Origin of the sequence: Pseudobutyrivibrio sp. MD2005 (assembly GCF_000621865.1) — a bacterium.
Classification (GTDB): Bacteria; Bacillota; Clostridia; order Lachnospirales; family Lachnospiraceae; genus Pseudobutyrivibrio.
Genome location: NZ_KK211358.1, coordinates 36,577 through 50,716, shown reverse-complemented (window position 1 = coordinate 50,716; position 14,140 = coordinate 36,577). Strand labels below are relative to the sequence as shown.

Annotated in this window: 12 protein-coding genes; 4 read left to right on the top strand and 8 right to left on the bottom strand. The window is 40.7% G+C overall.

What is annotated here, in order from left to right; translation table 11 throughout:
* Positions 1-54: 54 nt before the first annotated feature.
* The 5 genes from T498_RS0110015 to T498_RS0109995 form a co-directional block, all read right to left on the bottom strand.
* Positions 55-1,647: a xylulokinase gene (locus tag T498_RS0110015; protein ID WP_036978359.1), complete on the bottom strand. Its 1,593-nt coding sequence runs from the start codon at positions 1,645-1,647 to the stop codon at positions 55-57.
* Between the two features lie 274 nt (positions 1,648-1,921).
* Positions 1,922-2,578 carry a fructose-6-phosphate aldolase gene (gene fsa, locus T498_RS0110010; RefSeq protein WP_028235785.1) on the bottom strand — a complete coding sequence of 219 codons (657 nt, stop codon included), beginning with the start codon at positions 2,576-2,578 and terminating at the stop codon, positions 1,922-1,924.
* Positions 2,579-2,815: 237 nt separating this feature from the next.
* Complete coding sequence (gene araA / locus T498_RS0110005; protein WP_028235784.1) at positions 2,816-4,315, bottom strand: L-arabinose isomerase; 1,500 nt, start codon at positions 4,313-4,315, stop codon at positions 2,816-2,818.
* 152 nt (positions 4,316-4,467) lie between these two features.
* Positions 4,468-6,036 (bottom strand): sialate O-acetylesterase, encoded by a 1,569-nt coding sequence (locus T498_RS0110000; protein ID WP_081779747.1) that lies wholly within the window; start codon positions 6,034-6,036, stop codon positions 4,468-4,470.
* Entirely contained in the window at positions 6,026-6,913 is an 888-nt protein-coding gene (locus tag T498_RS0109995) for an AraC family transcriptional regulator (RefSeq protein WP_028235782.1), read from the bottom strand. The genes T498_RS0110000 and T498_RS0109995 overlap by 11 nt, the downstream gene beginning before the upstream one ends.
* A gap of 314 nt (positions 6,914-7,227) precedes the next feature.
* Between T498_RS0109995 and T498_RS0109990 the strand changes: the two genes are divergently transcribed.
* The 4 genes from T498_RS0109990 to T498_RS0109975 all read left to right on the top strand — a co-directional run bounded on the left by T498_RS0109990 (position 7,228) and on the right by T498_RS0109975 (position 11,327).
* On the top strand, positions 7,228-8,496 hold the full coding sequence (locus tag T498_RS0109990) for an ABC transporter substrate-binding protein (RefSeq protein ID WP_028235781.1): 1,269 nt from the start codon (positions 7,228-7,230) through the stop codon (positions 8,494-8,496).
* An 83-nt stretch (positions 8,497-8,579) separates the two neighbouring features.
* Complete coding sequence (locus T498_RS0109985; protein WP_028235780.1) at positions 8,580-9,464, top strand: carbohydrate ABC transporter permease; 885 nt, start codon at positions 8,580-8,582, stop codon at positions 9,462-9,464.
* Between the two features lie 27 nt (positions 9,465-9,491).
* Complete coding sequence (locus T498_RS0109980) at positions 9,492-10,319, top strand: carbohydrate ABC transporter permease (protein ID WP_028235779.1); 828 nt, start codon at positions 9,492-9,494, stop codon at positions 10,317-10,319.
* A gap of 33 nt (positions 10,320-10,352) precedes the next feature.
* Positions 10,353-11,327: a glycoside hydrolase family 43 protein gene (locus tag T498_RS0109975; protein ID WP_028235778.1), complete on the top strand. Its 975-nt coding sequence runs from the start codon at positions 10,353-10,355 to the stop codon at positions 11,325-11,327.
* 282 nt (positions 11,328-11,609) lie between these two features.
* Here the strand turns inward: T498_RS0109975 and T498_RS0109970 are convergent, their stop codons facing one another.
* From T498_RS0109970 to T498_RS0109960, 3 genes are all read right to left on the bottom strand, one after another.
* Positions 11,610-12,974, bottom strand: coding sequence for a PFL family protein (locus T498_RS0109970; protein ID WP_028235777.1), 1,365 nt, complete (start codon positions 12,972-12,974; stop codon positions 11,610-11,612).
* Between the two features lie 12 nt (positions 12,975-12,986).
* Positions 12,987-13,262, bottom strand: coding sequence for an ACT domain-containing protein (locus T498_RS0109965; protein WP_028235776.1), 276 nt, complete (start codon positions 13,260-13,262; stop codon positions 12,987-12,989).
* A gap of 69 nt (positions 13,263-13,331) precedes the next feature.
* Complete coding sequence (locus T498_RS0109960; RefSeq protein WP_028235775.1) at positions 13,332-14,132, bottom strand: MBL fold metallo-hydrolase; 801 nt, start codon at positions 14,130-14,132, stop codon at positions 13,332-13,334.
* Positions 14,133-14,140: the final 8 nt, after the last annotated feature.

Below are 14,140 nucleotides of genomic sequence, written 5' to 3'. Positions count from 1 at the left end.
AGGGGTGCCCTGCGGGAGCACGGAGTTCTTCGATGCCGCGTAGCAATTAAAGTACTAGCGCCAGTTTTCTACGGCGCAAGCCTCAGCCTTAAGTGCTTTTTTGTAGTCTACCATCCACTCGTCGTAGCCAGCAACCATCGCTGGGTCTGGCTCCATTGTTGTTGACTCCTGGCCTGCAAATACCTTTTCGTCAAGGTACTTCTGAAGGTTTGCTGACTTGTCATCGCGGATGCAGTAATTTGCAAGTACAGCCATACCCCAAGCTCCACCTTCACCAGCTGTTGCCATTACAGTGATTGGTGCATTAAGAGCTGCTGCAAGTACAGACTGTCCAACACCCTTTGTCTTGAAGAATCCACCGTGGCCAGTGATAGACTTGATCGTAACCTTCTCTTCTTTAAGAAGGATATCATTACCAATTTTAAGTACACCAAGGGCACCATAAAGATTTGAACGCATAAAGTTTGCTAAACTAAACTTGGCATCCGGCTGGCGAACAACCATTGGACGTCCTTCGTTTACACCAACAACTGGCTCACCGCCAAAGTAGTTGAATGAAACAACGCCGCCACAGTTAGCATCTTCTGTAAGAGCCTTGCGGTAAAGTGTACCATAAATATCATTCATAGAAACATCTACACCAAATGCATCAGCGAACTCCTTGAAGATGCCAACCCATGCATTTAAATCAGATGTACAGTTGTTGCAGTGTACCATTGCAACTGCCTCACCTGTTGGTGTTGTAACCATATCGATTTCCTCATATGGCTTTGACAATGGCTTGTCCAAAACAACCATAGAAAATACTGATGTACCAGCTGAAACATTACCTGTGCCTACAGATACTGCATTTGTAGCAACCATACCTGTGCCTGCATCACCTTCTGGTGGAGCAAGTGGGCAGCCTGCTTCGAGCTCTCCTGTAGGATCAAGAAGTTTTGCACCTTCAGCTGTAAGTGTACCTGCATCATCACCTGCAACAAGAACTTCTGGAAGAAGATCCTCAACCTTTGTAGTAACACCATGAGCTGCTGCAAGCTTATTAAATTTCTCAAGCATAGCCTTATCATACTGACAAGTAGCTGAATCAATTGGGAACATTCCTGATGCTTCGCCAACGCCTGCTACCTTCTTGCCTGTCATCTTGTAATGTACATAAACTGCAAGTGTCATAAAGTAAGCTACATTTGGAACATGTGGCTCTTTATTAAGAATGCACTGATAATAATGTGAAATGCTCCAACGCTGAGGCATGTTGAAATTCAGCTCTTTAGAAAGCTCTGCAGCTGCCTCACCTGTGATTGTATTTCTCCATGTTCTAAATGGAACTAAAAGATTATCATCCTTATCAAAAGCAAGATATCCATGCATCATAGCAGAAAAGCCAATTGCACCAAGCTTTGTAAGCTTTACATCATACTTGTTGTAAACATCCTGCTTTAACTTTGCATAACAATCCTGCACACCTGCCCATACCTCTTCAAGCGGATATGTCCAGATGCCATTATCCAAATGGTTCTCCCACTCATGGTCGCCTTGCGCAAGAACCTTATTGTCCTCATCAACAAGAACTGCCTTGATTCGTGTCGAACCAAACTCAATACCTAATGCTGTCTTTCCCTCAGCAATAATCTCATTAATATTCATTCGCAAAATCCCCCTTCGTATCTCCCGCTGGTTACGGCTACAAGCCTAACGATTTCCCCGCTCGACAACACGTCTCGCTAAGGAAATATTAGAGCTTGTTGCCTACCAGCTATTTTTACTTAATGAGTAAGCGATCCTTAATGTGGGCAGCGCGAGTAGGGGATACCGTGCCGAGCGTGGGAAGGACCTACGCCGGCGGGAGGGTTCCCACGCGAGAGTGCGGAGGGTGCCCTACGGGAGCATGTCAACCTTGGTTCGCTTACGTATTTACGTTTTACTCGCCGAATACTGCGATGTAGTCCTTCTGGAACTTTTCGATACCAGCTGTTGTAAGTGGGTGAACAGCCATCTGCTCGATAACTTTGTATGGTACAGTTGCAATGTCAGCGCCCGCAAGTGCACAATCGTGAACGTGGATAGGATTGCGGATAGATGCAGCGATGATTTCTGTCTCATAACCATAGATGTCGAAGATATCTGCGATATCGCGGATAAGCTCAATACCTGGCTGATTGATATCATCAAGACGTCCAAGGAATGGTGAAACGTATGTTGCGCCTGCGTTTGCAGCAAGAATAGCCTGGTTTGCTGTAAAGATAAGTGTTACGTTTGTCTTGATTCCCTCAGCTGAAAGAACCTTTACAGCCTTAAGACCTTCAAGTGTCATAGGAATCTTTACAATCATATTTGGATGAAGAGCTGCGATTTCGCGGCCTTCCTTAATCATGCCTTCAGCATCAACTGTTGTAGCCTTTACCTCACCTGAGATAGGGCCATCTACGATAGAAGCAATTTCCTTAAGGATTTCTTCCTGGCTACGTCCACCCTCTTTTGCGATAAGTGAAGGGTTTGTAGTAACACCACAAATTACTCCTAAATCATTTGCTTTTCTAATGTCCTCAATTTTTCCGGTATCAACGAATAACTTCATTTTTTTCTTTCTCCTTTTTTAAATCTCGCTCAAGTCCTAGTCTTTGACCAGTCCGTCGTTAATTTCTAATTTTTTTGATATCGTTTTCACTATATTCATCAAAAAAACAAGAAATTTATCTCCGGACTGAATTGAAGTTTTACGACTTGAGCTATTTTAAATTACTACCAATACGATAATAATTGTAATATTACGTTAGCATGTCTTCAATCACATTAATGACATTTTAACGTCATTTTATTTACCATATACAAGACTGCCAAGTGCAAGGTCACGCTTGAAGTCACGAATCTTTGTGTCCTTATCGATGTAAACTGCTTCGATACCCATAGCAGCTGCCCAATCACCCATCTGCTCTGCTGTTAAGTCGTAAGAGAATGCTGTGTGGTGTGCGCCGCCTGCAAGGAGCCAAGCCTCTGTTCCTGTGTAGAAATCTGGCTGTGGTGTCCAGAAGTTGATAGCTGTAGGAAGCTTTGGAAGTGGCTTTTCTACCTTCTTGCAATCAACATCCTGAATGATAAGACGGAATCTGTTTCCAAGGTCGATAAGTGATGTAGCAATACCCTTACCTTCCTTTGACTGGAATACAAGACGAGCTGGATCTTCTCTGTCACCCATTGAAAGAGGCTGAACCTTAATCTGGATAGGACCATCTGCAAGTGTTGGACAAACCTCAAGCATGTGAGCCTGGATGATTCCTTCTTTGCCCTTTACAAGGTTGTATGTGTAATCCTCAAGCATTGAAGTACCCTTCGCATCCTTAATGCCTGTTGTCATAATCTTCATAAGGCGAACCATTGCTGCAACTTTCCAGTCACCTTCTGCACCAAATCCATAGCCCTTTTCCATTAATCTCTGAATTGCAAGACCTGGAAGCTGCTGAAGTGAACCTAAATCACCAAAGTGAGTAACGATTGCCTGGTAGTTCTTCTCCTCAAGGAATCTTTCAAAACCAAGTTCGATTTTAGCCTGAACAGCTACATGCTTCTTGAACTCTTCTGGATCTCTTCCCTCAAGGCAAATATCGTATTTACCATAATACTCATCTACAAGTGCATTAACATCTGACTGTGAAACAGCATCAACAGCCTTAGCAATTTCGTTTACTGGGTAAGCATCTACTTCCCAACCAAACTTAAGCTGAGCCTCAACCTTATCACCTTCTGTAACAGCAACATTTCTCATGTTGTCAGCTACACGCATTACACGAATGTGGCTGGATTCAACAATACCTACTGCTGTTCTCATCCAAGATGCAAGCTTTTCCTGAACCTCTTTATCCTGCCAGTAACCAACGATTGTCTTTCTCTCGATTCCCATTCTTGAAAGGATGTGAGCATACTCTCTATCACCGTGAGCAGCCTGGTTCTCATTCATGAAATCCATATCCATTGTCTCGTAAGGAATCTCGCGATTGTACTGTGTATGTAAATGGCAAAGTGGCTTTCTATATTCCTGATGTCCTAAAATCCAAGACTTTGCTGGTGAGAATGTGTGCATCCATGTGATTACACCTGCACAAGTTGGATCATTGTTAGCTTCGTTAAATGTACGTCTGATTACTTCGTTTGTAATCATTGTTGGCTTCCATACTACTTCAAATGGAAGAATGCCAGACTTGTTAAGGCACTCTACAATCTCCTTTGAGTGTGCCGCAACATGCTCTAAGCACTCATCTCCGTACAAATCCTGTGAACCTGTACAAAACCAAAACTTGTAATTTAACTGTGTTTTCATACTGTATTACCCTCCATTTTCCTGTTACTATTTTCTTTCGAAAATCATTATCTACAAATAAAAATACAACTTGTACCCACATGTCTACAAGTTGTATTTTCATTTAAAAAACTATTTAATTTACTAAGCTTTATCGCTATGTACAAGTACATTTATTCATGTACAACTTCCATCTTAAACGGTACAATTGGTAGACCATTTTCATTTTTTATAGAAATCTGGCCGTAATCATCCACACCAATCGATATACTGATTACCTCTCCTTCGGTAAGTTCATCAGGCCTTTTTATCAATATCTTATTACCTTCAAAACCATAGGTATGCACCGCAATATCATCACTCTTAGCATGTATCAAAATCTCATCCAGCTCATCTTTTGCAGATAAATCCTTTGCATTTTCAAATTCTAACACAATATTTCCGCTATTCACTGTGACCTTTGATATGCAAGGGTTTTCAACGTCTCTTGAATCCACCTTTTCATACACATGGCAAAGAGCCAGACCTGCTAATCTATTTCCAATCTCGACCTTTTCCTTTGGATGAATGTCATATTCTTCTCCCAAATCACCAATAGCTGTCATATAAACATTTTCCATTGTTTCAGCCACAAGTCTCTGCTTTTCTCTAACGATTTTGTATCCATCATTTGTGCAATCCAGCCATTCTTTGAATGGAGCAAGCTGAACAATCAAAAATGACAAATCCAGATTCCATGCATCTCTCCAGGAATTAATTAGTCCCTTTAAAAGTGAATCATACATAGGTGCTCTATCACCTGCATCTGATTCTCCCTGATACCACAAAGCACCCTTTATCGAATAAGGAATAACTGTTTTTAGCATTGTCTCATACAAACCGCATGGACGATTTTCATTGTATGGCCCCATTGGAACCATTTCTGGCGGATTATCCTTACGAGCTTCAAGCTCTTCAAGCTGCACCTGTCTATCTCTTCCATATAAAAACTTCTCAAAATCATGGTAGCCTTTAGGATCATCCACAGCTTTCCATGCCTTAAGACTAAGCTCTCGAAGTTCCTCTTCACTATACTTTTCTACTTCAGTTTCGTATTCTGTAAGATAACGACGAAGCTCCGGTGTATCCAAAACCGATTCAGGAACCCAGGCACTTGCAGTAGTTCCTCCCCAGTTACAGCCAATTATTCCAACCGGCACCTTTAACTTTTCTTGGATTGCTCTTGCAAAAGTGTAGCCTATAGCAGAAAAATTCTCATAGCCTTCTTCCTTGTCATCAAGCCATCTGCCATATCCATCTCTACCTTCGCCATTGTGAGTATCGTGTCCCTCAAAAGCTCTCTGTGGAACATTATAAAAATGAATATGTTTGTTCATGGGAAGCTTCTTTGTCGTATCCCAATTTTTCTCATATTTATTAAAGAACTCCATATTGGACTGTCCTCCAGCCAACCACACTTCGCCTATGCTTATATTTTCAACTCGAAGAAGTTGTCCGCTAGACTCGTTCCTTACTGCTAATAGATCATCCCAAGAAGCCTCAAGTGGCATCAATCTTACTTCAAAACGATTGTTTTCATCTGCCACGCCCCAGTTCTCATCCAACAAATTACCGTGGGTATCTCTTAGGCTAACTCGAATTTTATCCCCCTGTGGTGCATCGCCAAATATTCTTATTTTTTCATTTCTCTGTAAAACCATTCCGTCAGAAAATATTTCCGCTAAGCAAAATCTATGCATCATTCTCCTCCATCTTATCGCAACTCCAATACATGCTTTTGAATTCCGTAGGTGTACATCCCTTTTGTAGTTTAAACATTCTTATAAAGGATGATATAGACATAAAGCCACAGCTTAACGCCACATCAGTGACAGAATGTCCTGGTTCCACCAGCAAATTTTGAGCTTTTGCTATACGCTTTTGGTTAACATATTTATAGAAACTTGTTCCAGTAAACTGTTTGAATAATCTTTCGAAATAAAACTTACTAAATCCACTCATTGCAGCCACATCATCAAGCTTTAAATCCTCAGCACAGTGAGAAGCGATATAATCACATATATCCATAAACTTTGTAGCGTACTCTCCCTTTACTGTAAGATCATATTCTGCAGTATTCTTCTTAACTTCCGAATAGTTTCTTCCTATCAACGCAAACATATTTAACAGCTTACTATAGATACCAACCTCAGAATATGCCTCTCCTCGCATATATTCTTCTTTAATGTCTATAAGCAGTTCCACCACTTTACTATGAATAGTAGGAAATTTTTCAGGTGTGATTACCGTGTACGGTGACATAAACGAAATAAGCACCTCTATTTCTTTCATAAATCTTAGCTCACCTGTGTTTGCCTGAAATATGATACGACGACCAGTAGTTGGTGCCACTATAGAATGTACGCACCCTGGGCATATTATGCATATATCCTCTTCTCTTAACTCTACTTCTGAATTAGGAAAGAACATCTTATATCCATTTTCTATTGGCATGACAATTTCTAATGCCGGATGCCAATGCTTAGGATAATCCTCATATTCAATATTGTCATATAGTTTTAATGTAGTGCTCTGCTTATAATTGACAGTTTCGAATATTCCATCAAGTGTTTCAATCATGACATCAATCCCCCTATAAGGCAATAATTAAAAATCTAACTTGAGACATATTTTTACTCTTATTGCGAAAAATTGCAAGCAATTTTTATTATTCAAACAATTATTTTGACTCCAAATATACATTATGCACAATTCTGCCAATTAATATTAGTAATATATATACAATAGCACTATAAAAGCGCAATCAGCTAGAGCAATATTTAATAATCAACAAACAACAATTATAAAGATTGTGACTATTTTGTGTGCTACATTTTAATTATCAAAAAACAGTGAATCGGGGGATTCACAAATAAAGAAAAAGGAGATAGGTAATGAAGAAAAAGTTTTTAGCTACAGTGTTAGCTGCAACAATGGCTGCATCATTATTTACAGGTTGCGGCTCATCAGCTTCAGAGAATTCTGGGGTAGAAGAAATCACTTGGATGTTCTGGGATGATTTAAATGCAACAGAGGATTTAATTTCTCTTGGTTACAAGGACACAATCGACAGATTTAATAAGGACTACGAAGGTCAGTATCACGTAAACGTTGTTACAACAAACCTCGAAGAGTACTACGCTAAGCTTAATGCTTTGGTAGCAGCTGGCGATGCTCCTGATGTATTCATTGTAAGCCCTGGTCCAAACCTTACAGATTATGTAGAGCCAGGAATTGCTGCTCCACTTGATGATTATCTTGCACAAGATGGTTGGAAAGATACATTTACAAGCGACGCAGTATTCTCTCAGATGACATACAACGATCAGATTTACGCAGTACCTCTTAACACAGCTGCTGCATGTTGCTTCTATAATACAGAGATGTTCGAAGACGCAGGCGTTGAAGTTCCTACAAACTGGGATGAAATGTTAGATGCTTGTGACAAGCTTCAGAGCAAAGGCTACACACCAATCACTATTTCAGCTGGTACAGCATGGTGCTTATCAATGGTAGCTGGTTACCTTTGTGAAGAAGAAGGTGTAGACCTTCAGGCTCTTGCTGATGGTAGTGCTTCTTGGGAAGATGGAAAGCTTGAAGCTGCTGCTACAAAGCTTACAGAGTTATCTAAGTACTTCCAGCCAACAGCTGCTGGTGATACAAACGATGTTGCTACAGCAAACTTCTACAATGGAGATGCTGCTATCCTCATCCAGGGTTCATGGGCTATCGGACAGATCAACGGTGAAAACCCAGACTTCGAATCTAAGTGTGGTGTATTCCAGTTCCCAGGAACAGACAGAATCATCGCTAAGTCAGATTCACTTGCTATGAGCTCTACAACAAAGCACCCAGAAGCATGTGCTGCTCTTATGAAGTACTTCACAGATGAAACTTCTCAGAAATACACAGCTGAGGTTGGTGGAAAGATTCCTGTAACAACAGTTGAATACGATGCAGACAAAGCTCCTGCTCAGCTTGCATATGTAATGGATATTTTCGAGAACTCAAAGGGTACATTCGGATTCTACAATGAGTCAATGCCTTCAACTGAAACAGGTGCACATTTTGATGATACTATGGTCGCAGTATTCTTAGGTGATATGACACCAGCGGAAGCTGCAAAAGATATGGAAGATTATTATAACGCAAATTGCAGATAATTGACTCTTCTTCAATTTCTTTATTGTCCGGGGAGTGCGACGCACTCCCCATTTTTATTAAATAAAACTAAGGAAAAACTGTTATGGATAAACTATTGAGAAACAAAAAAGCCATATGCGTGTTTATGGCTCCTGCATTTATATTATTTACTTTCGTTCTATTTATACCTATTTGTCAGTCAGTTTATTACTCATTTTGTGATTACAACGCTTTAACCCCACCAAAATTCATCGGGCTTGAAAATTACAAAACTTTATTATCTGACACAACTTTAATTATCGCTATCAAGAATTCAATATTCTTTTTAATTTTTTCTTGTGTAACTCAGCTTATTATGGGTCTGTTTTTAGCTGCCCTTTTAACAAATATAGATAAAGGAAGAAACTTATTCAAAAACATTATCTATTTACCATGTGTTCTTTCTTCTGCAGCTTTAGGACTTTTATGGATGTTCATTTTCAGTCCTAAGCTTGGTATCAATCAATTGCTTGCTAAGCTTGGTATCGAGGGTCCACTTTGGCTCATGGATACCAATGGTTATATCATTCTTCCTATGTGGGTAATCGCTTTCGTTGCACTTTGGCAATATGTCGGTCAGTCTATGATGCTTTACATGGCTCAGATATCAGGCATAAGCAAGTCTCTTTACGAAGCAAGTTACATTGATGGTTGCAACAAGGTCAAAAGCTTCCGCTACATCACACTGCCACTTATCAGACCTATGGTTGCAACCGCAATGTCACTTAATGCTATCGGTTCATTAAAGTTTTTTGATTTGATTTTCAACATGACCGAAGGTGGTCCAAACCATAAGACAGAAGTACTTGCAACACACCTATATCAGCAAGGTTTTAAGTATTTCAAATATGGCTACGCCAGCGCAATCGGAGTACTGCTCTTAGTACTTTGCTTAATCGTAACTGCATTTATCAACAAGGTCGTTAAGACAGAGCAATACGAGATGTAATGCGTTACCCGAAAGGAGTTTTTACTAATGAAAAAAATAACTATCCCAAAGATTTTAATATATGTATTTCTCATAATAATGGCAGTTATTTATCTTGCACCACTATTTTGGGTATTTAACGTATCCTTCAAAACAAATGCAGAAATCTTCACTGCCCCATTCGCTCTTCCAAAAGCTCCAACATTTGAAAACTTTGCTTTTGCTTGGACTGCTGGAAAGCTCGGAATTGCAACACTTAATTCTTTCATCGTTTGTATTATCACTTTAGCACTTAGCATGGTCATCGGTTCCATGGCAGCATTTGGTATTGCCCGCATGCGTTGGAAACTTGCTAAGCTATCTTTAACATACTTCCTTATTGGAATGATGATTCCTGTACACTGTGTTCTCATTCCATTGTTTACTCGTTTTGCGAAAGTCGGTCTTACAAATAGCTTAGTAGGTCTTATCCTTCCATACCTTACTTTTGCACTTCCTATCACTATCTTCATTATGGTAGGCTTCTTCGAAAGTATGCCAAACGAGTTAATTGAGAGTGCTTGCATCGATGGCGCTACAATTTACGAAATCTTTTTCAAGGTTTGTCTTCCACTTGGAAAGACTGGTCTCTTCGTTACTGGACTTATGACATTTATCGCAAACTGGAACGAACTCTTACTTGCTATGGTATTTATCTCTGACGACATGAAGAAGACTCTTCCAGTTTCACTTTCAAAATTCGTTGGACCATACAACACAAACTACTCACAGATGTTTGCCGCAATCATTATTGCAATTATCCCTACTATAGTTGTCTACTGTGCATTCTCAAATCAGATTGTAGATGGCTTAACAGCAGGTGCTGTAAAGGGTTAATAATTTATAACAAAAGACAGGAGATTTACCAAAATGAAACAACAAAACACCCCACTAGTTACCCACATATTCACAGCAGATCCATCTGCGCATGTGTTTAATGACAGACTTTACGTCTATCCTTCTCATGATATACCTCATGATGGCGAAGATAACGATAACGGTGACGAGTACCAAATGCGTGATTATCATGTTCTCTCTATGGATGATAAAAGCGATGAAGTTATAGACCACGGTGAAGTTTTACATCAAGACCAGGTACCTTGGGTATCTGAACAGCTTTGGGCACCTGACGTAGTATTTAAAAACAATACTTACTATTTAGTTTTCCCAGCTAGAGATAAAGATGGAATCTTCAGACTTGGAATCGCTGAGGGCAAATCTCCTGAAGGACCTTTCACCCCTAGAAGTAACTATATTCCTGGTAGTTTCAGCATCGATCCTTGCTCCTTCTTAGATGATGATTCAAAGGTATATATTTACTTTGGCGGTCTCTGGGGAGGACAGCTGGAAAAGTATCGCACCGGCAGTTTTGACCCAAATGGCACCGAGCCACCAAAAGATGAGCATGCTGTTTGGCCTAAGGTAGCTCTTATGAAAGAAGACATGAGCGAATTTGCTACAAAGCCTCAGGATATCGTAATCCTCGATGAGAACGGCAATGAGCTTCTGGCAGGGGACGAAGACAGACGTTACTTCGAAGACCCATGGATGCACAAATACAACGGCAAGTACTACTTCTCCTACTCCACAGGTACAACTCACAAAATAGTATACGCCACTAGTGATACACCTACTGGTCCTTTCACTTACCAAGGCACAATCCTTGAGCCAGTAATCGGATGGACTACTCACCACTCAATCGTAGAATACCACGGCAAATGGTATCTCTTCTACCACGACTGCGAGTACTCCAAGGGAATTAACCACCGCCGCTGCGTAAAGTACTGCGAACTCAGCTACAACCCAGACGGCTCAATACAAACTATAGTTCCAGAATATAAATAAATAATGGCTAGCCACTAATACGCCTGCTACGTTAACAAGCCTTAGAGTTTCTACGCTTCGCATAGAAAGCTCCGCTTAAGAAACCAAAGAGCTTGTTATCTGCAGGCTTTTATTATGACCAAAAGTATTTGGCGCTAACACATTCGTACCCATAGGATATAGAAAAGCCTCCGCGTAGGCATCAAGCTCTAATAATTCTCAAGCGAAGCATTCTAAGCTGAGCGGAGAATTATTAGGCTTGTAGCCGTAACGCGAAGGCGTTGTTCGTCGTCGATACGTTGTTTAGTTTTTGAATGAATGAATTGGAGCAGGAATACGTCCTTCGCGGTTGATGAAGTCTGCGCAAGAGAACTTGTTCACTGGCATGATTGGAGCGTATCCAAAGAGTCCACCGAATTCTACGGTGTCGCCTACAGTCTTTCCGATGACTGGGATGAGACGAGCAGCTGTAGTCTTCTGGTTGACCATACCAAGCGCCATTTCGTCAGCAATCATTCCGGAGATTGTTGTTGCTGGTGTATCGCCAGGGATAGCAATCATGTCGAGACCTACGGAGCATACGCAAGTCATGGCCTCAAGCTTTTCAAGAGTGATTGCGCCAGCCTCAACTGAGTTAATCATTCCCTGATCCTCTGATACTGGGATGAATGCACCTGAAAGGCCGCCAACGTAAGAGCTAGCCATTACACCGCCCTTCTTAACCTGATCGTTGAGCATTGCAAGAGCAGCTGTTGTACCTGGAGCACCTGCATATTCGAGACCGATTTCGCAAAGAATATCAGCAACTGAATCGCCAATAGCTGGTGTTGGAGCTAGTGATAAGTCGATAATACCAAATGGAATGCCAAGACGCTTTGATGCTTCCTGAGCCACAAGCTGACCTACACGTGTAACCTTAAATGCTGTCTTCTTGATTGTCTCGCATAATACTTCGAAGCTTTCACCTCTAACTGACTCTAAGGCTTTTTTAACAACACCTGGGCCAGAAACACCTACATTGATGATTGCATCAGCCTCAGTAACACCATGGAAGGCACCTGCCATAAATGGGTTATCATCTGGAGCATTGCAGAATACTACAAGCTTCATACAGTCTACGGAATCTCTATCTTTTGAACGATCAGCTACCTGGAGAAGAATATCTCCCATAAGGCGAACTGCATCCATATTAATACCAGTCTTTGTAGATGCAAGGTTAACTGAGCTACAAACCCTGTTAGTCTCGCATAAAGCCTGTGGAATAGAACGAATAAGCATTTCATCTGCTGTAGTCATTCCCTTAGAAACAAGGGCAGAATAACCGCCGATAAGATTAGCTCCTACAGCTTCTGCTGCCTTGTCTAAAGTGTGAGCGATGCCAACAAAATCTGCTGGAGTCTTACAAGCTGCTCCACCCACAAGAGCAATTGGAGTAACAGAAATACGTCTGTTAACAATTGGAATACCGTAATCACTCTCAATTTCACGAGCAACCTTATCCAAATCCTTTGCTACTGTTGTGATACGATTATAAATCTTTTCATTTAATAGCTTTAAATCAGAATCTATGCATTCTAATAAGCTTATACCAATAGTAATTGTGCGGACATCAAGTGTCTGCTCCTCTACCATTTTATTTGTTTCGATAACTTCCTGTAGATTTACCATATGCCCTCCAACTTAAATTCTGTGCATTTCATCAAAGATAGCTTCTTTCTGAGCCTTAACCTGAACACCAATTTCGTTTCCTAATTTCTCTAAATCGTTCTGAAGTTCACCAAAGCTGCGAGTGCTTGCATTGATATCCACAATCATCATCATATTAAAAAAGCCCTGCACGATAGTCTGTGTAATGTCCAAAACATTAACTCCATTCTCTGCAAGGTATGTGCATATACGTGCAATAATACCAACTGTGTCCTTACCTACAACTGTAATAATAACCTTATTCTCCATCTTTGCTCCTTTCATATTTAACCCTTATACAGCAAAATTGCATAAGGGAAAGTTACCATAAATGATTGATTATATAACCACGCGCTCCGACGCTTCGCATCGCGATGCAACAGTAATGTTGAAGTCGTTGCCAGTATATGGGGTGCGTTCATCCATTGTAACCTCTAAACGCACTGTCTCATATGCCAGATCCGGGTAATTGTTCTCGTGACTGAGATGCCCTAAAAATACATGCTTAACATTATCATGAAGCACTGTACTTAACAGCTTACCACTGGCTTCATTAGACAAATGACCATAGTTACCAAGGATACGTTGCTTTAAAGGATATGGGTATGCCCCCACCTCAAGCATATGAATATCATGATTAGCCTCCAGCAGCATAGCATCAAGCCCTGTGAGGTTTTCTACAATATTGCTGTCATAATACCCTAAGTCAGTGCAGACTGCAACCTTTGATTTATCATTTTCTATACGATATGCAACTGGATCAGCCGCATCATGGCTGATATGAAATGGGTGAATTTTAAGAGACCCTAAGACAAAGCTTTCATCAGCCTTTATCTCATGGAATAAAGAATCGTCTATTGCTCCAAGACTTTTCATTGAACGTATTGCTTTTATCGTGCCTGCAGTGGCATAAATAGGGATGTGATATTTGCGAGAAATAACCCCTAGACCGGACACATGATCAGAGTGTTCATGGGTCACCAAAAGACCGTCCATATCAGCTGTTGTGTAATCATATTTGTTCATACCAGCTTCAATGCGCTTACCTGAAATTCCAGCGTCAATCATTACGTGGGTGTTTGAATCACCCACGCAAATACAATTTCCGCTACTACCACTTGCAATACTAAAAAAATCCATTATTACTA

What these genes read in the sequence shown, in the direction of transcription:
- T498_RS0110015 (WP_036978359.1), bottom strand. Translation starts at nt 1,647, where the DNA reads ATGAATATTAATGAGATTATTGCTGAGGGAAAGACAGCATTAGGTATT.
- fsa (WP_028235785.1), bottom strand. Translation starts at nt 2,578, where the DNA reads ATGAAGTTATTCGTTGATACCGGAAAAATTGAGGACATTAGAAAAGCA.
- araA (WP_028235784.1), bottom strand. Translation starts at nt 4,315, where the DNA reads ATGAAAACACAGTTAAATTACAAGTTTTGGTTTTGTACAGGTTCACAG.
- T498_RS0110000 (WP_081779747.1), bottom strand. Translation starts at nt 6,036, where the DNA reads ATGATGCATAGATTTTGCTTAGCGGAAATATTTTCTGACGGAATGGTT.
- T498_RS0109995 (WP_028235782.1), bottom strand. Translation starts at nt 6,913, where the DNA reads ATGATTGAAACACTTGATGGAATATTCGAAACTGTCAATTATAAGCAG.
- T498_RS0109990 (WP_028235781.1), top strand. Translation starts at nt 7,228, where the DNA reads ATGAAGAAAAAGTTTTTAGCTACAGTGTTAGCTGCAACAATGGCTGCA.
- T498_RS0109985 (WP_028235780.1), top strand. Translation starts at nt 8,580, where the DNA reads ATGGATAAACTATTGAGAAACAAAAAAGCCATATGCGTGTTTATGGCT.
- T498_RS0109980 (WP_028235779.1), top strand. Translation starts at nt 9,492, where the DNA reads ATGAAAAAAATAACTATCCCAAAGATTTTAATATATGTATTTCTCATA.
- T498_RS0109975 (WP_028235778.1), top strand. Translation starts at nt 10,353, where the DNA reads ATGAAACAACAAAACACCCCACTAGTTACCCACATATTCACAGCAGAT.
- T498_RS0109970 (WP_028235777.1), bottom strand. Translation starts at nt 12,974, where the DNA reads ATGGTAAATCTACAGGAAGTTATCGAAACAAATAAAATGGTAGAGGAG.
- T498_RS0109965 (WP_028235776.1), bottom strand. Translation starts at nt 13,262, where the DNA reads ATGGAGAATAAGGTTATTATTACAGTTGTAGGTAAGGACACAGTTGGT.
- T498_RS0109960 (WP_028235775.1), bottom strand. Translation starts at nt 14,132, where the DNA reads ATGGATTTTTTTAGTATTGCAAGTGGTAGTAGCGGAAATTGTATTTGC.